This window comes from Jeotgalibaca ciconiae (assembly GCF_003955755.1).
GTDB classification, from domain to species: domain Bacteria; phylum Bacillota; class Bacilli; order Lactobacillales; family Aerococcaceae; genus Jeotgalibaca; species Jeotgalibaca ciconiae.
Window position 1 is genome coordinate 2,932,014 of the sequence record NZ_CP034465.1, and the last position, 18,580, is coordinate 2,950,593.

17 protein-coding genes and 5 pseudogenes are annotated in these 18,580 nt (G+C 37.0%); 11 read left to right on the plus strand and 11 right to left on the minus strand.

The window, feature by feature from the left end; genetic code table 11:
* Positions 1-59: 59 nt before the first annotated feature.
* A complete protein-coding gene (locus tag EJN90_RS13715) occupies positions 60-989 on the plus strand; it encodes a site-specific integrase (protein WP_126108303.1) in 930 nt (309 codons plus the stop codon).
* Positions 990-1,074: 85 nt separating this feature from the next.
* Here EJN90_RS13715 and EJN90_RS13720 read toward each other — a convergent pair whose 3' ends face one another.
* The 3 genes from EJN90_RS13720 to EJN90_RS13730 all read right to left on the minus strand — a co-directional run bounded on the left by EJN90_RS13720 (position 1,075) and on the right by EJN90_RS13730 (position 4,739).
* On the minus strand, positions 1,075-2,304 hold the full coding sequence (locus EJN90_RS13720) for a restriction endonuclease subunit S (protein ID WP_407657506.1): 1,230 nt from the start codon (positions 2,302-2,304) through the stop codon (positions 1,075-1,077).
* Positions 2,297-3,919 carry a type I restriction-modification system subunit M gene (locus EJN90_RS13725; protein WP_126108305.1) on the minus strand — a complete coding sequence of 541 codons (1,623 nt, stop codon included), beginning with the start codon at positions 3,917-3,919 and terminating at the stop codon, positions 2,297-2,299. The genes EJN90_RS13720 and EJN90_RS13725 overlap by 8 nt, the downstream gene beginning before the upstream one ends.
* A 145-nt stretch (positions 3,920-4,064) precedes the next feature.
* Positions 4,065-4,739: a hypothetical protein gene (locus EJN90_RS13730; protein ID WP_126108306.1), complete on the minus strand. Its 675-nt coding sequence runs from the start codon at positions 4,737-4,739 to the stop codon at positions 4,065-4,067.
* Between the two features lie 89 nt (positions 4,740-4,828).
* On the opposite strand from EJN90_RS13730, the gene EJN90_RS13735 reads away from it, so the two are divergent.
* The 6 genes from EJN90_RS13735 to EJN90_RS13760 all read left to right on the plus strand — a co-directional run bounded on the left by EJN90_RS13735 (position 4,829) and on the right by EJN90_RS13760 (position 8,632).
* Complete coding sequence (locus EJN90_RS13735; RefSeq protein ID WP_126108307.1) at positions 4,829-5,269, plus strand: MepB family protein; 441 nt, start codon at positions 4,829-4,831, stop codon at positions 5,267-5,269.
* Between the two features lie 14 nt (positions 5,270-5,283).
* A complete protein-coding gene (locus EJN90_RS13740; RefSeq protein WP_227872527.1) occupies positions 5,284-6,585 on the plus strand; it encodes a Y-family DNA polymerase in 1,302 nt (433 codons plus the stop codon).
* Positions 6,582-6,941 (plus strand): hypothetical protein, encoded by a 360-nt coding sequence (locus EJN90_RS13745; RefSeq protein ID WP_126108309.1) that lies wholly within the window; start codon positions 6,582-6,584, stop codon positions 6,939-6,941. Before EJN90_RS13740 ends, EJN90_RS13745 begins: the two co-directional genes overlap by 4 nt.
* 115 nt (positions 6,942-7,056) lie before the next feature.
* Positions 7,057-7,590 carry a DUF2975 domain-containing protein gene (locus tag EJN90_RS13750; protein ID WP_126108310.1) on the plus strand — a complete coding sequence of 178 codons (534 nt, stop codon included), beginning with the start codon at positions 7,057-7,059 and terminating at the stop codon, positions 7,588-7,590.
* 12 nt (positions 7,591-7,602) lie between these two features.
* Positions 7,603-7,842: a helix-turn-helix domain-containing protein gene (locus EJN90_RS13755; protein WP_126108311.1), complete on the plus strand. Its 240-nt coding sequence runs from the start codon at positions 7,603-7,605 to the stop codon at positions 7,840-7,842.
* 46 nt (positions 7,843-7,888) lie between these two features.
* Entirely contained in the window at positions 7,889-8,632 is a 744-nt protein-coding gene (locus EJN90_RS13760) for a GNAT family N-acetyltransferase (protein WP_126108312.1), read from the plus strand.
* A 131-nt stretch (positions 8,633-8,763) separates the two neighbouring features.
* On the opposite strand, the gene EJN90_RS13765 is transcribed toward EJN90_RS13760, so the two are convergent.
* Complete coding sequence (locus EJN90_RS13765; RefSeq protein WP_227872528.1) at positions 8,764-9,048, minus strand: hypothetical protein; 285 nt, start codon at positions 9,046-9,048, stop codon at positions 8,764-8,766.
* Between the two features lie 186 nt (positions 9,049-9,234).
* Complete coding sequence (gene mgrA / locus EJN90_RS13770; RefSeq protein ID WP_126112161.1) at positions 9,235-10,233, minus strand: L-glyceraldehyde 3-phosphate reductase; 999 nt, start codon at positions 10,231-10,233, stop codon at positions 9,235-9,237.
* 104 nt (positions 10,234-10,337) lie between these two features.
* Between mgrA and EJN90_RS13775 the strand changes: the two genes are divergently transcribed.
* The gene (locus EJN90_RS13775; protein WP_126108313.1) at positions 10,338-10,748 is read left to right on the plus strand and encodes a MerR family transcriptional regulator; all 411 of its coding nucleotides are present in this window, start codon (positions 10,338-10,340) and stop codon (positions 10,746-10,748) included.
* A gap of 119 nt (positions 10,749-10,867) precedes the next feature.
* Here the strand turns inward: EJN90_RS13775 and EJN90_RS13780 are convergent, their stop codons facing one another.
* The 6 genes and pseudogenes from EJN90_RS13780 to sufC all read right to left on the minus strand — a co-directional run bounded on the left by EJN90_RS13780 (position 10,868) and on the right by sufC (position 17,498).
* Positions 10,868-11,851: a ribose-phosphate diphosphokinase gene (locus EJN90_RS13780; protein ID WP_126108314.1), complete on the minus strand. Its 984-nt coding sequence runs from the start codon at positions 11,849-11,851 to the stop codon at positions 10,868-10,870.
* A gap of 503 nt (positions 11,852-12,354) precedes the next feature.
* Positions 12,355-13,748 (minus strand): annotated as a pseudogene (sufB, locus tag EJN90_RS13785) (Fe-S cluster assembly protein SufB).
* A 20-nt stretch (positions 13,749-13,768) separates the two neighbouring features.
* The gene (gene sufU, locus EJN90_RS13790) at positions 13,769-14,203 is read right to left on the minus strand and encodes a Fe-S cluster assembly sulfur transfer protein SufU (protein WP_126108316.1); all 435 of its coding nucleotides are present in this window, start codon (positions 14,201-14,203) and stop codon (positions 13,769-13,771) included.
* Positions 14,190-15,421: pseudogene (locus EJN90_RS13795) on the minus strand (cysteine desulfurase). Before EJN90_RS13795 ends, sufU begins: the two are co-directional and overlap by 14 nt.
* Positions 15,422-15,426: 5 nt before the next feature.
* Positions 15,427-16,711, minus strand: a pseudogene (gene sufD / locus EJN90_RS13800) (Fe-S cluster assembly protein SufD).
* 12 nt (positions 16,712-16,723) lie between these two features.
* Positions 16,724-17,498, minus strand: a pseudogene (gene sufC / locus EJN90_RS13805) (Fe-S cluster assembly ATPase SufC).
* A gap of 235 nt (positions 17,499-17,733) precedes the next feature.
* Between sufC and EJN90_RS14135 the strand changes: the two are divergent.
* From EJN90_RS14135 to EJN90_RS14145, 3 genes and pseudogenes are all read left to right on the plus strand, one after another.
* Positions 17,734-18,068, plus strand: a pseudogene (locus tag EJN90_RS14135) (gamma-glutamyl-gamma-aminobutyrate hydrolase family protein); the annotation flags it as partial.
* Positions 18,051-18,245, plus strand: coding sequence for a gamma-glutamyl-gamma-aminobutyrate hydrolase family protein (locus EJN90_RS14140; RefSeq protein WP_265415852.1), 195 nt, complete (start codon positions 18,051-18,053; stop codon positions 18,243-18,245). The pseudogene EJN90_RS14135 and the gene EJN90_RS14140, both read left to right, overlap by 18 nt.
* A complete protein-coding gene (locus EJN90_RS14145; RefSeq protein WP_265415853.1) occupies positions 18,158-18,430 on the plus strand; it encodes a gamma-glutamyl-gamma-aminobutyrate hydrolase family protein in 273 nt (90 codons plus the stop codon). The genes EJN90_RS14140 and EJN90_RS14145 overlap by 88 nt, the downstream gene beginning before the upstream one ends.
* The last annotated feature ends 150 nt before the right edge of the window (positions 18,431-18,580 follow it).

The following is an 18,580-nucleotide window of genomic DNA, read 5'->3' on the forward strand; positions in this document are numbered from 1 at the left end:
AATCTCCTAATATGTAGAATAGATGAGCAATCATCAAACTACATTAGGAGGTTTTTTTATTGGTCAATAGGAAAAGAAAAACACAATTGTTTCATGATTACTTCGAAGAATGGGTGGAATTATACAAGGTCGGAGCGGTGAGGAAAGTCACCTTGGACAAGTATTATATGACTCATCAGAGAATTGTAGAGCTAGCATCGGACTTACGTTTGTGTGATCTAAGTAGAACTACTTATCAAAGATTATTGAACAGTTATGCATTAACTCATGAAAAACAAACAACAATGGACTTTCATCATCAAATTAAAGGTGCTATTCTGGATGCACTTGAAGAAGGGTTAATCGATAATAACCCTACACGGAAGATTATTATTAAAGGTAAAGAACCAAAAGAGAAAAGACCGAAATTTTTAAACCAATTCGAATTGCAATCTTTATTAAAGCAGTTAAATTTAACCAACGAACTAAATTGGGATTGGTTTATTTTACTTGTTGCTAAAACTGGACTTCGTTTTTCTGAAGCATTAGCACTTACCCCACAAGATTTTGATTTTTTTAATCAAAATTTGTCGGTAACTAAGACTTGGAATTATAAAAATAGCATTGGAGAATTTCAACCAACAAAAAATGAATCTTCCAATCGAAAAATTCCGATTGATTGGCAAACAGCAATGCAGTTCTCACAGTTAGTAAAAGATTTAGACGAAGAAAAACCAATTTTTGTTATGAACAGAGTGTTTAACTCCACGATAAACAATCGACTCAAAGTATTATGTACAAAAGCAGATATTCCAATCATTACAATCCATAGCTTAAGACATACTCATGCATCATTACTACTTTTCGCCGGTGTTTCAATCGCGAGCGTTGCAAGAAGACTAGGACATTCTAGCATGACTACAACCCAAGAGACTTATTTACATATTATTCAAGAATTGGAAAATCAGGACAATGATAAAATTATTCGTCATTTAGCTATGCTTGTATAAAATATTATTATTTAATTCAAAAACTCCTATCAATTTCATTGGTTAGATGATTTGATAGGAGTTTTTCGAGAATAACTTGATATTTTTAAATAAACATCTTTTGTAGAAGCCCATTTTTTATATTTCGTAATTGTTCTAATTTGTTCTGATGAAGGTCGATAGTATCATCTAAAGACTTGAAGAAGGCACCGATTTTTTGTTGCTCATTCTTATCAATGGGTAACTGTAGTGTCAATTCTTTAACAATACTTCCTGATAAATTTCCTTGACCACCTTGCAAATAGGTCGCAATAATTGAGTCCTTTTGTTTTTTAAACCATTGAGTTATTAAGTATGAATCATCATCTTCTTTAAGTTTAATGGCTAAGATCGCTTGATTAATTGCTCCATTAATTTTAGAAATACCAACTTCTCCACTTGTTGCACCGTATAAGGCATATAAAATATCACCTTTTGATACCATTTTGGCTGATGAGTTATTTAAACCTTCTTCTGTTATGAATAGCTCAGTTTTATCATCATTTATTTCACCGGATCGAATGAATGGAATATTACCACCATAATACATCTTATTTCCAGCGCCCGGAGTACCACCTGAATAACTTTCAGTAATTTCCCCCAACTTACGCTGTTCCCACTCTTCTTGGAAATTTGCAAACCGAATTTCCGGCACGTTTTCCTGATTCTTGGGGAACAATTTCTGCAAAAAGCCTTTCTTCAATTGCTTCAATGTTTCTAATTTTCGCTGATGAAGAGCGATAGTTTTTTCTATACGAAGCAATAAACTTCCAGTTTTAACCTGTTCTTCGTACGAAGGAAATAATGTTGTAAAGTTCATAATATTTTTGACACTGATACCAAAAACTTTCATACCTGTACCTACTCTATATCCATGTCTTCTAAACGTTTGGGTATTTATCAGGTAATACAAATAAATAGAGTCTACTTCTATAGGTCTAATTGCTATTGTGTGGAGACCAGCAACAATTTGAAAAGCCATATCTTCTATTATAATTGATGGTGTAGCTATTCCTTGATAATCTTCAGAAGCATCTGCAAGAATTAAGTCTCCTTTTTGTAGACTTTCATATATGCCATTTTTAATAGTTGGTAAATTTGATTTTCTTGTAATTTTATCAGCTACTTTTGTATGTATGTCACCGTAATGTATATACTTGATTCCAGTCTCCTCTGATGTTTCAACATCTCGCGAAAGTGAGTATGACTTTAGTCTATCAACCATATCTCCAAGCTTACGCTGTTCCCACTCATCTTCGAACCCTTTAAACCTTACCACTGGTGCTTTTTTATCCAAGGAAAACACCTTCCTTAGATTCCATCTTTGTGAGGAAGTTAATAAATTGGTCTAGTTCTTCTTGTGCTTCGGGAGTGGTCGCGGTTAATTCTTGTACCATTTCGATAAGAGCTGCATTGGATTCTTCGATTTGTTTATCAATTTCTTCAAGCTCTTTTGCAACTTCAGCCAATGAGATTGGCTCTTCCTCCTCAAATGTATCTACATAACGAGGAATATTTAAATTAAAATCATTTTCAATTATTTCATCAAAGGATGCTAAGTGAGAGTATTTTTCAATGTCTTTTCTTTGTCTATAAGTATCCAAAATCTTTTGAATATGCTGATCTTCTAGGTTATTTTGATTTTTAGCTTTCGTGAATTCATTAGAGGCATCAATAAACAGAACGTCTTTTGACTCTCTGTTTTTCTTTAGAATAATAACAGTAGTTGGAATACTGGTATTAAAGAAAATATTTGCTGGTAGTCCAATAACAGTGTCAATAGCCCCATTTTCCAATAGAATCTTCCGAATTTTCCCTTCAGAAGCTCCACGGAATAATACTCCATGTGGCAGAACAATTGCCATCACCCCTGTATCTTTCAAATGATAATAACCATGCAATAAAAATGAAAAGTCAGCCTTTGATTTAGGAGCTAGGACACCATATATAGAAAAACGTGGGTCATCTAAAAATCCTTTGTCTGCAGTCCACTTTGCACTATAAGGTGGATTCATTAATACTGCGTCGAAGTTTGTTGGCTCTTCTGTCGGCCAATCTGCATCCAATGTATCACCATTATGAAGATGTTGGTTTGCAACATCTACTCCGTGCAGTATCATATTCATACGAGCCAGGTTATAAGTTGAAGTATTTAACTCTTGACCAAAATAATTGATTGTTCCAGGTTCATTAGAGTATTTTTTAGCATTTAATAAAAGTGATCCTGACCCCATTGCAGCATCATAGACACTAAAGCCTTTTTGGTCCTCTTTTCCCGTTAGAACAATCTGAGTCATCAAAGTAGAAATTGATTGGGGAGTATAGAACTCACCAGCTTTCTTACCTGAATCTGAGGCAAATTGACCGATTAGATACTCATAAGCATCTCCAAGAGCATCCCCTTTATGCGCAATATCTAAGGTAGCCAATTCCTTCATAACTGCAGAAATTGTTTGATTTTGTTTTTGAGCTGAAGCACCTAGCCGTTTGGAATATAAATCAACATCTTCAAATAGGTTTTCAAATAATTCACTACTTTGTTCAATATTCCGGAAGCCTTGTGCTAAGTCTTCTAATTGAAATCTACCTTTATGAATTCTTTGAACAAGCGCAGTAAATGTTAAATTTGGTTCTAAAGCGTAAGAAAAATCATATCTTAATCCTTCAATTAAATCTTCTTTAATTTCCGGGTCATTGAATGCGTCTACATAGATTTGCTGAGCTTCATTTAAATCAGAAACATTTTCCTCTAATAAATCCACCGCATGATAAAGCATTCTATCAGATAAATACTTATAAAAAATAAGCCCTAACAAATAGTTCTTATACTCACTAGCATCCATTTTTGAACGCAAAATATCAGCGCTATTCCATAGCGCTTGGTATAGTGTCTTTGATTGTTTCTCTTCCATAAAATGCTCCTTTAATATTCCTTATTTTTAGTCATATAATTCCTATTATACCTTACGCTTTAATAAAGCGAAAGTAAGCTTTAGATTTTTAAAAAAATGGCTCAGCGATGGCGTGTACGCCTTCATCATTGAGCCATTTTTTCTATCACTTTAATTTCTCTCTCTCAAAAATAAAGCTAATATCTTCCATCCAATCAAGTATCTTTGAATCCCTTCGCTCCATCCCAATACGGTTAAACATCCAGCTGCACATATGCTGTCTCTTACTATCAGTAATCTCTGTTTTCCACATTAGTAAACAAACAAGCGTGCAATCTCTTTGCTCCAATGGCAAACTTCTATTACAATCAATCTCACAATACAAAGCCTTATCATAATTAACTAGGACATATTGTTCATTTAACTCTTGCCACATTGCAGGTAATCTTTCATACCAACATTCATCTAACATGTAGTAGCCGCCTCTATCTTGGTAGCTTAGTAAATGTTCCGTGTAATCTTCATAATCTTTCCTCAAATAATAGTCATCTATTAAATTCGGATCATCCGTATCAAGAATATCAATTATAAAATAATCATTCAGATTGGAAAAACGATCCCCTTTCCACTCATCTTTTAACAATATCAATAATTCATAAAGATAACTATTTCCTGACCACGAATGTTCCCTTTCTTTAAACCCCTGTCCATAATTAAGCGGACTAAAGTGAAACTTCTTACTGACATTATGGATTGAATAATAAAGTCCTGGCATACAAAACACCTCTTCTGTTTTTATTTTACCAACACCTATAACATACGTGTTTTCTGTATTTTCCATTTTAAAAGTTTGTTCCCCTTTACAATTCGAACATATGTTCCTATACTAGAAGTAATATAAAAACTTATCGAAAAGGAGGCGGGTTCTTTATGGATTCAACCGGAGTATTAAAAAGAATGTTTGGTGAATTCGAGTTATCGCGATTAGAAGAATGGAATAAGGATTATGAAGGTATCATTTTTAATACGAATGATTCAAGACTCACAGTAAGAAGTCGATTAGCTAAGAAAACACCCAAAAAGGCGGTATATTTTGTATCTTTCTGGGAAAAAAACGAATCTGGAAATAATGTGGCATTTAAATATGATAATAGTCCTGAATTACTTGCTATAGTCATTATTGACTTAAATAGACAAGGCATTTTTCTTCTAGATAAAGATGTTTGTGTTAAGAGAAACATTTTATCTAATGAAAAACAATCAGGGAAAATGGCTATGAGGTTTTACCCACCTTGGTGTTCACGGCTAAATGCCACCGCTCAGAAAACGCAGGCATGGCAACTAAACTACTTTAAAGATTATTCAAAGTGAGCGCCTAAGGAGGATTGATGGTGATGTTTGATTATTCATTGGAAAGAAGCGAGGATATTCTTTGCATCGATGTAAAATCATTTTTCGCTTCTGTGGAGTGTGTCGACCGGGGCTATCACCCACTCAAAAAACTCTTAGTTGTGATGAGCCATGCTGAAAATGCAGGAGGTTTGGTTTTAGCAGCCTCACCGATGGCAAAAAAAGTACTCGGCATTAGTAACGTCTCTCGTAAATATGAAATTCCGCCCCACCCCGAGTTAGAAATCGTGCCACCCAGAATGAATCGCTACATTGAAAAAAACACAGAAATTAATCATATTTATCGAGAATATGTGAGCGATGAAGATTTGTATATTTACAGCATTGATGAATCGTTTTTATCGATTCGTCCTAGTTTAGAATTATTTAAAACAAATTCGGCCTATGAGCTAGCTAAAATGATTCAACGTCATGTTTATCGACAAACTGGTTTATACGTAACGATCGGAATCGGCGATAATATGCTGCTTGCCAAACTAGCTTTGGACAATGAAGCAAAAAATAATAAAGATTTCATTGCTGAATGGCGATACGAAGACGTACCGAACACCGTTTGGAAAATCAAAGAATTATCCGATATGTGGGGAATTGGCAGACGGACAGAACAAAACTTGATTAATTCAGGAATTTACTCTGTTTATGATTTAGCACACACGAATTTCTATCACTTAAGGCAGACCATGGGAGTTATTGGAGAGCAACTTTATGCGAATGCATGGGGGATTGACCGTAGTAATATCCGGATACGATACAAACCGTTAGAAAAAAGTTACGGAAATTCTCAAGTATTGCCTAAAGATTATACAAATCGGAACGAAATAAAAATCGTTATCCGAGAAATTGCAGAACAAGTCGCAACCAGGATTCGAAAACGACATTGCCAAACTGGCTGTGTGAGCTTGTATATTGGCTACTCGCAATATGAAATTGAACGAGGCTTTTCTCGGCAGATGAAAATTCCTGTTACTTCCAATTCAAAAAAGCTTATTCAATACTGCTTGCAGTTATTTGATAAACATTATGGGGGACAAGCTGTTCGGAATATCGGTATTTCCTATTCAAAACTCTCCTATACGACCGATATTCAATTGGACTTATTTGAAGATCCCGAGCAGCAAATCGCCAACGAGCGTTTGGATTACTTGGTAGATAAAATCAGGAAGAAATATGGATTCAAATCATTAATGCATGCCAGCAGCCTACTGGAAGGCGCAACAGCAATTGATCGCACCAGCTTAGTTGGCGGGCATGCTGGCGGAATGGATGGGATGAAATGACAAAGTATTTAAATGATGAATATCGTGATCGTGGAATGAAAAAATGGGGTGGTTTTTTTTTATCCGAGCACTCTTCCGAACAAGAAATATATGCTCAGAAACAATTAAAGATAAATAGCCAAAAACCTCAGATGGAAACTTACGAGATCGGAAGGATCCTGCAAGAAGCTAAAATTAAGAACAGGAAAATTGCAATTCAACTGGAAGCAGTCGACAGCGAAGGAAATTATTATGATGATGTAATAGGTTTTTTGAAAGGTGCGGATTCCATGGGCATATATGTTGAAAATGAAAAGATTCATTATGATGAAATAAGAAACGTAGAGTTGGTGGACCATATGAAATGGAGTGAATAAGTATAATTATTTCGAGGATTCAACCTCCAAAATTATCGTTAATCATTAATTTTTTATTGAATCTTATTAATTTTAGTCATATAATACATGTAACCAGATTAAGGAGTGATATCTTATGAATATGAAAAGGTTTCAGGTTGTATGTAAAGTAGCTGCTGTCTTATTAAAAATCTTAGCTATTATGGCATTATGCATGGTGGTGTTCGGGCTTTTCTTTATACTTTTCACTAAATCCAATATGTATTTTACTATTGATGTTTCAAGTAGGAGCTTTATTTTCTTTGTAAAAAACCATCCTACTGAGGCAGAAGAAAATTTGGCTGCTCTTATTCTATCTCCTCCACTTTTAATCGTTTCTGCTTATACTTTTTGGAGAGGTAGTTCACTTTTTGAACGATTAATGGATGGAGGCACTCCTTTTTCATTTGATTTTGCACAATCAGTCAAGGGGCTTAGTCTTATTATTATGATGATGGATATTTTAACTCCCTTGCTCTATTCACTCATTTTAACGATTATTATGAAAGCTGGACATTATTTTACATTTGGCTTATCTAGCTATTTTTTTATTGGTCTCCTCCTCTATATTGTAGCAGAGATTTTACATTACGGAGTCAACTTGCAACAGCTATCCGATGAGACTGTTTAAGGAGGTTCGAGAATGCCAATCATTATAAATCTGGACCAAGTCATGGCTGAGAAAAAAGTACTGCTAAAAGATTTGGCTAATGAAATCGGAATCTCCAATGTAAATCTATCAAAGCTCAAAACTGGTAAAGTAGCTGCTATACGTTTTTCAACACTTGAAGCGATTTGTAAAGCCTTGAATTGTCAGCCAGGAGATATTTTGGAATATGTAAACGAAGAAAGTAGGAATCCTCAAAATGAGCATGAAAGATAAATAATATTTTTATTGTAAAATCGATGTCCTATATAGAGGTGATTACATGGAACTATTAAAAAAACAATTTGCAATCGACTTAGGTTGTCCGGTGTCGGCATTTGAGAATAATGAAAATTTGTTCATAACGGCAAATGCTAATAATGATATGCGTTACTGGACCAGAAATAACGGAACAATTATTTGTCATGAGGGACATATTTATTGTCGGACGGATAACAGCGAACTTACCAAAAAATTGCAAGAAACATATCAAACAACGCCTGCCGACTGGTTCACAGAGGTAAAGAATATTAAGAAATTGACAACTATTTTAAGTGAGTTCAATTATGAAATTATCAATGCTTCCCCTTTTTTAATCCCTTGCAAACAATCAGTGGAATTCATGGAAAATGAACATTTTGTGTATTATTCTGAAGAAGAAATAGAACAATTTAAAGGCGATAAACGATTTTCTCAGTCCTTCTGCTTTAGTGAAACTGACCCGGATAAAATAGCCATTGCTTACGTAGAAAATGGCGAGATTTTAGCTATGTCCGGTGCTAATAAGAACGGCCGACATACTTGGGAAATCGGCATTGAAATCATTGGAAATCATCAAGGGAAAGGTTTAGCGACACGATTGGTTAGAGCAATTACTCAAAAGATTATTGAATTGGGCCAGGGTGAGATTCTTCCCATTTATGGCACTCAATTCACCCACACAAAATCAATGAACGTTGCCATTAGAGCTGGCTATAAATTAGGCTGGACAGAGATTATGATTGCATCGTCTTTTACTAGGATATGATTAACATGTTGGGCTATTAATCCCAATATTCCATTATGAAAATCTATACTTTCTAGATTCATCGAAACTGTGATCAGTGTATTCTACTTTTCTAACTAAAGACCTGTTGAGAAATTTTATAAACTTTTTATTTACTTAAAAGGTACTCGCTTCCGTTTGTTTATTCTTACTTTTATTTTAACTATAATCAGATAGATGGTGGAAGAAACGAAACCGAAAAAACCAACATATAAAAGAAACCTTCCTAATGGATAATTCAATGCTAGCTCTTTTTGTACTCTTAATAGTTCTTCGCTGCCTATAGTATCAAAATCTTGAATCGGAATGAGAATTGTCCACAAAAAGTAACCAACAACGATGGCTATGACAGATAGCACCTGACATAAATGCATCCAATTTTTTGCACTTCTATTCATTGTGTAACCTTCTTTCTCTTTTATTTTGGCTGAATTTCATACAAACTATATATTAAAAATGATATTTTTTTCGTAATTATTTTATAAAAATGGTTTACGAAATCATCTGCCTTGATAGGAGAAATAAATCATCCCACCCTGCCATTTCTATATGCAGAGTGGGATGATTATTCTGTTTTTTATCTCTTATACCTTTGAGCTCTCTAAAATACGATCAATTTCAGCTAACTCTTCTGTCGTAAAATCCAGATTATATAATGCCTTTAGATTAGCTTCTAATTGACTAACCCTTGAAGCGCCAATCAACACACTCGAAACGACTGGTTGTCTTAAGTTCCAAGCTAGTGCCATTTCAGCTAAGGTTTGATTGCGTTTTTTAGCCATTTCGTTTAATTTCCGAACAGTATCAAGTGTCGGTTCTACTCGATCTTCTGAAAGAAATGGGCTATCTGTCCGATGAGCTCGAGAGTCTTCTGGAATTCCATTCAAATAGCGATCGGTCAAAAGCCCCTGGGCTAAAGGACTAAAGACAATTGCACCTAATCTTTCCTCTTCCAGTACCTCTGTTAATCCATCCTCAATACTACGATTAAACATATTATAAGCTGGCTGGTGAATGATAAACGGCGTATGCCAATCTTTAAATAATTTCGATATTTTTGCTGTCTCTTCAGGAGAATAGTTAGAAACTCCAATGTAAAGAGCCTTTCCTTGCTTGACCAGTAAATCTAAAGTATGGGCAGTTTCTTCAATTGGTGTATTTGAATCAGGACGGTGATGGTAGAAGATATCAACATAATCTAAGCCCATCCGCTTCAAGCTCTGATCACAACTTGCCACCAAACTTTTCTTTGATCCCCACTCACCGTACGGACCGGGCCACATATAGTAGCCTGCCTTAGACGAAATAATAATTTCATCTCGATAAGCTTTAAAATCTTCTTTAAATAAACGTCCAAAGTTTGTCTCAGCTGAACCTGCAGGTGGACCATAGTTATTTGCCAAATCAAAATGGGTGATACCGTTATCAAAAGCTGTGTGCATAATCTCTCTTTGATTCTCAAGATTATCGACATCTCCAAAATTATGCCAAAAACCTAATGATATTGCCGGAAGTTTTAATCCAGACTTACCCACTTGCCGATACATCATCTTGTCGTAACGTTCTTCGTTTGCTACATACATTGTCATACCCCTTTTCAATTTTAAATGTAAGTGATTTCTTTACCCAGTATAACACTTCAAGTACACTTTAAGTAAAGTAGTATATAACAGAAAGTGGGAAAATAATGAAAGAGACAATTACTTTCACCATAAGTGATGTAAGCAAACAATTTAATCTGCCAGCTTCAACATTGCGCTATTATGAGACGACAGGCCTTCTGTCACATGTCAAAAGAAATGGAAAACATCGTGTTTATAGTCAGGCACATATTAATCGTCTAGACGCAATCCAGTGTTTCAAGCAGACGGGCATGTCTATTAAACAGATTGAAGCCTTCTTTTATCACGAAGATGTGACCCAAAATTACGAGACTTTGATTGACTTGCTGACAGAACAAAGCAACCACATTGAAGCACAAATACAATTATTCAAAGAAAACCAACAACATATTGAAAAAAAGTTGAATTTTTATCAGAAGAAAAAAATTTCCTTTGAATTAGGCCAAACGCCTCCTTCTTGGGATGAACTTGATTGATTAAGCTCAATTTTTTGAATTGCTTCAAATGAATACTTTTGAGAAAAATTGCTCGTTTCAGCTCGAACGTTTTATTTTTAGAAGTGTTGATATCTCTCTTCCATACCATTAAACCCATCTTACTCCATACGTCCTTCATATTTCTTCTCAAACAAAGGGCTGACAGATTTATTTTCATAAACTCGTTTAATTGCATCAGCTAATAGTTCTGAGACAGTCACTTGGACCACCTTATCAAATTGTTTTTCTTCTGGTAAGTAAATCGAATCGGTCACAATAATCTTCTTGATTGGTGATTCTTCTAGACATTTAATCGATGGACCAGAAAAAACGGCGTGTGTCGCGGCTGCATACACATCTGTGGCACCATTTTCTACTAGTTCTTGCGCAGCGGATGTAATAGTTTCGGCTGTATCAATTAAATCGTCAATCAAAATACAGGTTTTTCCGGCCACATCTCCTATGATGTTCACTATATTAGAATCGTCAGCTTCTATCCATCTTTTATCTATAATTGCTATGGGAGTTATTAAATATTCAGCCATTTTTCGTGCACGACTTACCGCACTGTGATTAGTAGCCACGACTACTATCTCTTCTCCAACGATTTTTCGTTCAATGAAATAATCCGCAAGCAAAGAACCGCCCAATAAGTGGTCAACAGGAATATCAAAGAACCCTTGAATTTGGACCGCATGCAAATCTAATGCGATTACCCGAGCTGCTCCTGCTGTCTCCAACAAGTTTGCGACAAGCTTGGCAGTAATCGGTTCTCGGGGAAGAGCTTTCCGATCTTGGCGAGCATATCCATAATAAGGTATCACGACATTTACAGTTTGCGCACTCGCCCGTTTCAACGCATCAATCATGATGAGCGTCTCCATTACATGTACATCTACTGGAGTTGAAGTAGATTGAATCAGATAGACATGTGCTCCTCGAATACTTTCATCGATATCGATACGAGTTTCTCCATCACTAAACCGTGATACGGTCGCTTTTCCCAGTTCCATTCCTAAAGAACCAGCGATTTTTTCCGCCAAAAGACGATTCGAATTAAGTGCAAATATTCTAAAATTTGGTTTTGCTTTTTTATCCAATATGATATCCTCCTTTTAAATGTTTTTTAACCATACTTCTTATCCGTATTATGTATAAATAGTTTAACACATTCAAAGGAATACTCATCACTTTTGTTCTATGATCGCGAAATAAAAAGAACCATTTTCTCTATAATTGGAGAATAAACCCGAAAGATACCCAACACCGCTTGCATCATGAATATATTAAGACAACTATGGATATTTACTCCCATTTATCAGATAAGAGAGAAAATTCGGCCATAGATGCCTTAAACTCATTCTCATCTACTGTGCCAAGATTGGTAGTTAGAAAAGCGGACAAGTCCGCCTTGGCCTATGAAAAAATAGGAAATTTGACCCTGAATGAGCAGCGAAGCGCGCAATGGGGCAAATTTATCTTTTTTTCACTAGGTCTGGACTTGGGAGCTAGACATTGATGGCTGAACTTATAATCCCCTAATCGATAAAAAACGAAAAGAAGCCAGGAACATTGTTATATCAACGTTCCTAGCTTCTTTAGGGCTTTACCCCACACTGCCTTCCATCTCATAAGCAATCAGCCTATTCAGCTCCACCGCATACTCCATTGGAAGTTCTTTGGTAAATGGTTCTACAAATCCCATGACAATCATTTCGGTCGCTTCTAATTCAGTTAGTCCGCGACTCATTAGATAATACAATTGTTCTTCTGAGATTTTTGATACTTTTGCTTCGTGTTCGAGTGCTACATTTCCGTTATGGATTTCGTTGTATGGAATCGTGTCGGAAGTGGATAAATCATCCATGATAATCGTATCACATTCAATATGTGAGATGGATCCTTCTGATTTCTTCCCGAAACGTACTTGTCCACGGTAATTTACTGCGCCGCCATCTTTTGCGATTGATTTTGATACAATCGAGCTGGATGTGTTTGGCGCGTTGTGTAGCATTTTCGCTCCTGTGTCTTGTACTTGGCCCGCACCAGCGAACGCTACAGAAAGCATGGTACCTCTCGCGCCGCGTCCGTTTAAGTATACGCTTGGATATTTCATGGTTGTGTGAGCACCTAAGTTCCCATCAATCCATTCCATTGTCGCATTTTCGTAGGCGTGTGCGCGTTTTGTTACTAGGTTGTAAACGTTATTCGACCAATTTTGAATGGTTGTGTAACGGCAGTAAGCGTCTTTTTTGACAACAATCTCTACAATTGCTGCATGAAGACTGCTTTCCGAATAGGTTGGTGCTGTACATCCTTCTACATAGTGAATGCTTGCGCCTTCGTCTACAACAATCAATGTCCGTTCAAATTGACCGGAACCTTCGTTGTTCATACGGAAATAAGTTTGAAGTGGTACTTCACATTTTACGCCTTTTGGTACATAGATGAAGGTTCCACCTGACCAAACAGCTGAGTTTAATGCTGCTTCAAAATTGTCTGTTGGTGGTACAACTGTTCCAAAATGTTCTTTAAAGATTCTGGATATTCTTTCAAAGCCGTATCCGTATCCGTAAAGACAATTCCTAACTTCTCGAACTCTTCTTTCATGCTATGGTATACAGCTTCTGATTCATATTGAACCGTTGTTCCAGCTAAGTAAGCACGTTCTGCTTCTGGAATCCCAATACGTTCAAAGGTGTCTTTTATTTCTTGAGGAACGTCATCCCAAGTACGAGCAACACGATCCGTTGCTGTTTGGTAATAAGTGATGTCATCGAAATCAAGGGCAGATAAATCCGGTCCCCAATCTGGAAGTCCTTTTTTCCGATAAACTTCCAGTGCTTTCAAACGATAATCCAGCACCCATTGGGGTTCATCTTTCTTTTTCGAAATTTCGCGAACGATTTCCTCTGAAAGTCCTTTTCCAGTTGAATAAATAATTTCTGCATCGTCAGAGAATCCAAATTTGTAATCCTCTACTACAGGTACTTCACTCATGTCTATTCCTCCTTCTTTCTTCACTCGTTATTCAATAATAGTTGTTCTAATGCTTTCCAGGATAGAGTTGCACATTTGATTCGAGCAGGAAACTTCGAAACACCGCCCAACACTTCGGCATCTCCTAAGTGAGATTCGTCGGTTTCTAATTTTCCTTGAACCAGCAACAAGAACTCTTCAATCATTTGTTTCGCTTCTTCAATCGTTTTTCCTTTGATCTGTTCAGTCATCATACTGCCACTTGCAGTACTGATGGAACAGCCATGGCCAGAAAACTTTACGTCTTCAATCCGGTCATCTTTTAATTGGAGATGAAGTTGAATGACATCTCCACATGTTGGATTATTCAGTTCAATCATCCCGGTTGCTTGTTCCAGTTCTCCGAAGTTACGGGGATGGGAAGAATGATCTAGGATGACATGTCGGTATAGGTTTTCTAATCTAGATAAAGCCATTATTGAAAAACTCCTTTATTTTCTTCAGCGAAACAACGAACTGGTCGACATCTTCTTTTGAATTATAAAAATAAAAGCTAGCACGAGCCGTCGCTGGGGTATCTAAGTATCGCATCAACGGTTGCGCACAGTGGTGACCAGCACGAATGGCGATTCCTTCCATATCAAAAGCAGTGGCCAAATCATGCGGATGCACGCCGTCTAAATTGAATGTAACAATTCCAGTACGCTTTGTATGATCAGTTGGTCCGTAAATACTAAGACCTTCTATGTCGGACAATTGCGGCATTAAATGAGCCATTAGCTTCTGTTCGTGGCGTTCGATTTCATCCATTCCTATGGCTTGCAAGTACTCAATAGCAGCTTTTAAGCCGATTGCCCCTGCAATATTGGGTGTACCTGCTTCGAATTTCCAAGGAAGTTCTGTCCAAGTGGATGTCTCGTCATAGACGAAATCAATCATCTCTCCGCCATATTCAACAGGTTCCATTCGTTCCAGGAGTGCCTGTTTGCCATATAATACACCAATTCCAGTTGGTCCGCACATTTTATGCCCACTGAAAGCAAAGAAATCTGCATTCAGGGCTTGGACATCTACCTTTGTGTGTGGCACGCTCTGGCTCCGTCCACCACGATATAGCCGCCAACTTGATGGATCAGTTCCGCTAGCCGAGGAATCGAATGGATGGATCCCATCACATTAGAAGCATGGCAAAGTGCCAGAATTTTCCCTTTTTCAGAAATTATTTCTTTTGCTTTCTCCATATCAACCACTGCGTCTTCTGTCAACGGCAGATACTTTAATGTCGCTCGTTTGCGAAATGCCAGTTGCTGCCAAGGAACGATGTTAGAATGATGTTCCATCGGTGTGATGTAGATCTCATCTCCCTCTTCAACAACTAAATCACCAAAGCCTTTTGCAACCCAATTGAGTGCAGTGGTCGTTCCTCTTGTAAAAAGGACTTCTTTTGTAGACGAAGCGTTGATGAACGCACGAACCGTTTCCCGGCTTTCTTCGTAACTGCGCGTTGCGCGCTCTGCCAGCGTGTGGACACCACGATGCACATTCGCGTTATCATGGAAATAATAATCTTGAACAGCCTGCAATACTTGCTTGGCTTTGTGTTGTTGCAGCATTGTCTAAGTAGATTAGTGGTTCATCATTTACGGTTGTTTCAAAATAGGAAAATCTTCTTTTATTTTTAGAGAATCGAACACTGCAATCAGTCCTTATTTGTTCTTGTCAATTTCTTGTCAATCACTTCAATTAATTCATCTCGGATAGCTTTCAATGGAATGGCCGCAATTACGGTTCCTAAGAATCCACGAATAACCAAACGTTCTGCTTCTTCTGTTGGAATTCCGCGACTAAGTAGATAGAACATTTCTTCTGGATCTACCCGTCCTACGCTGGCCGCATGTCCTGCGGTTACTTCATTTTCGTCAATCAAAAGAATCGGGTTCGCATCACCACGAGCTTGGTCGGATAACATCAACACACGACTTTCTTGCTGTGCGTCTGCTCCTTTTGCTCCTTTGATGATATGACCAATTCCGTTAAAAGTTAAGGTAGAACGATCTAAAATAACGCCATGTTGCAAAATATGTCCGATGGAATGTTGTCCATAATTGGTTACACGCGTATCGATTCCTTGGATTTGTCTATTCGTTGACACCGCAACAGCTTTAATTTCACTGTGAGAGCCGTCTCCCATTAAATCTGAATCAAAGTCACAGATAACATTTCCGTTATTCATGACACCGATTGCCCATTCAATGGATGAGTCTTTTCCAAGATGTCCGCGTCGATTAATATAAGCACTTGTTTTCTCACCTAAATGGTCAACAGCAGAGAACTTCACTTGTGCCCCTGTCTTTGTTACCACTTCAACCACAATATTTGCTGTATTGGCTTTGTTCCTTCTGTTTCAAATTTCTCAACGTAGGTAACGGAACTATTCACATCGGCTACAATTAAAACATGCTTCGCGAATGTTTCTTCTACATGACTGTTTTGAATAAATAGAGTTTCTAATGGCTCTTTTATATGAACATTTTAGGAACATATAAGAACACACCACTGTTTAAGTAAGCGGCATGATAAGCTGTTAAGTTATTCTCGTCTGCTTTTACAGCAAGTTTCATAAAATATTTTCCAACTAATTCCGGATGGTCTTTCATTGCTGTAAACAAATCGGTAAAAATAACGCCTTGATCAACCAATTCTTGTGGTAATTGTTCTAGTAACGTTACTTTTCCATATTGAACAATTTTTCCGTTGTCGCCCGTTCCATATTGGTGTTGCTGACTATTTATCAACTCTTCCCCGTATTCGGTATCAATCTTCTCGTCCAGTAGCGGCCAACGATGAAAGTTCACTTTTTCAATAGTTGGAAAAGGAAGTTCATCGATTTTCGCAGCCATTTGCATACGAAGTTCATTCATCCAAGTAGGCTCTTCTTGGAAAGCCGAGAAGGTTTGAATGTTTTTCAACTTTTCGTCTTTCATTCCATCTTCCTCCTACTCTTCTTCTTCGATTATAATATCAAGACCCAATTCATCACGAATTCCGCGGTAGCCCTCTGCTTCCAATCGTTTCGCTAGATTTGCATCTCCAGATTTAACTACTCTTCCGTCCATCATAATATGAACAAAGGTTGGTTCGATGTAATTCAATAGACGTTGATAGTGGTAATCATCAAGACACCGAAGCTGTCGCCAAGCATGGAATTGATTCCTTTTGAAACAACTTTAAGGCATCAATATCAAGTCCAGAGTCAATTTCATCTAATAGGGCAAATTTTGGTTCAATCATCATTAATTGAAGAATCTCGTTACGTTTCTTTTCTCCGCCTGAGAAACCTTCATTTAAATAACGCTCAGCCATTTCTTCCGGCATATTCAATGTTTCCATATGCTTATCTAGTTTTTTTATAAAATCCATTACAGAGATTTTATTATCTTCTTCTCTAGTTGCATTGATGGCAGCACGCATAAATTCAGCATTCGTAATCCCTGTGATTTCACTCGGATACTGCATAGCAAGGAACAGCCCCGCACGTGCGCGTTCATCTACTTCCATCTCCAAAACATCTTCTCCATCAAGTAGAATTTCTCCTTCTGTAATGGTATAGCTTGGATGCCCCATAATGGATTGAGCTAAAGTTGATTTACCTGTACCGTTAGGCCCCATGATAGCATGGATTTCTCCGGTGTTCATTACCAAATTAACACCTTTTAATATTTCTTTATCTTCAATTGAAACATGTAAATTTTTTATTTCTAAAGTAGACATGAACGCTTCCCTCTCCTTCTGATTCTTTGCAGCAATTCTCATTTTTTATAATTGCATTATAATCATCTAAACTAATGAGAATGAATCGCAATAACTTCTGCTGAAAGTCCTGTTTGATTAATGACTTTTTTGTGCATTTTATAATGATTCTAGTTTACATTTTTTATTCATTCCTTTTCAAATATTTTTTTTGTGGCATAATAGGATAGATTAATCTTTAAAGGAGATGAACAATATGAAACCAGTTATTGGAATATCTGGTAACCAATTGCTAAAAGCAATCAGTGCCTTTGAAGGTACTTCTGTTTCTTATACACCTCAAAATTTTGTGAATGGTGTTCAACAGGCAGGTGCAGCACCCTTAATTCTTCCAGTGGGTTCTGAAGAGGCAGCGAGAACTTATGTTGGCTTGATCGATGCTTTGATTTTAACAGGCGGACACGATGTCAATCCTATGCGATATAATGAATCACCTCATAAACGATTACAAGCAATTTTCCCACAACGTGATACCTTTGATTTAGCGCTATTAGATGCTGCTATCAAAAAGGAATTCCAGTTCTAGGTGTTTGTCGCGGTATGCAAATCGTCAACGTTTATTATGGCGGCAGTCTTTATCAAGACATGATTCTCAACTTGGTGATCAAGTCTTACAACATATCCAAAAATCTTCTTTTGATATCCCTATCCATAAAATTTCGGTTGAAAAAGAAAGCTACCTGCATCAAATTACGGGTAAAGAAATGATGGTTAATTCTTTCCACCATCAAGCAATCAAGGTTGTAGGAAAAGGATTGAATGTTGTAGCAAAAAGTCCAGATGGTATTATTGAAGCAGTTGAAGCAAAAGACGCAGACGTTTTAGCAATTCAATGGCACCCAGAAACAATGTTACAAATGATCAAGTCAGTAAAAATTTCTTCATTGACTTAGTAAAACGCGCGCAAAATAACTAAGAGAGCCTCGGATCATCGGTCCGAGGTCTTCTTAGCTACTTTAAAATTGATTTCGGAAGTTCCATTCGCAGGTTACGTTAGGGTTCACTACTTGGCAAGCAACCAGTCTTCCAGCCAATGTTAATAA

Coding starts and splice junctions, on each gene's coding strand:
- EJN90_RS13725 (WP_126108305.1), bottom strand. CDS start 3,919: ATGGAAGAGAAACAATCAAAGACACTATACCAAGCGCTATGGAATAGC.
- EJN90_RS13730 (WP_126108306.1), bottom strand. CDS start 4,739: ATGGAAAATACAGAAAACACGTATGTTATAGGTGTTGGTAAAATAAAA.
- EJN90_RS13735 (WP_126108307.1), top strand. CDS start 4,829: ATGGATTCAACCGGAGTATTAAAAAGAATGTTTGGTGAATTCGAGTTA.
- EJN90_RS13745 (WP_126108309.1), top strand. CDS start 6,582: ATGACAAAGTATTTAAATGATGAATATCGTGATCGTGGAATGAAAAAA.
- EJN90_RS13750 (WP_126108310.1), top strand. CDS start 7,057: ATGAATATGAAAAGGTTTCAGGTTGTATGTAAAGTAGCTGCTGTCTTA.
- EJN90_RS13755 (WP_126108311.1), top strand. CDS start 7,603: ATGCCAATCATTATAAATCTGGACCAAGTCATGGCTGAGAAAAAAGTA.
- EJN90_RS13760 (WP_126108312.1), top strand. CDS start 7,889: ATGGAACTATTAAAAAAACAATTTGCAATCGACTTAGGTTGTCCGGTG.
- EJN90_RS13765 (WP_227872528.1), bottom strand. CDS start 9,048: ATGAATAGAAGTGCAAAAAATTGGATGCATTTATGTCAGGTGCTATCT.
- mgrA (WP_126112161.1), bottom strand. CDS start 10,233: ATGTATGTAGCAAACGAAGAACGTTACGACAAGATGATGTATCGGCAA.
- EJN90_RS13775 (WP_126108313.1), top strand. CDS start 10,338: ATGAAAGAGACAATTACTTTCACCATAAGTGATGTAAGCAAACAATTT.
- sufU (WP_126108316.1), bottom strand. CDS start 14,203: ATGGCTTTATCTAGATTAGAAAACCTATACCGACATGTCATCCTAGAT.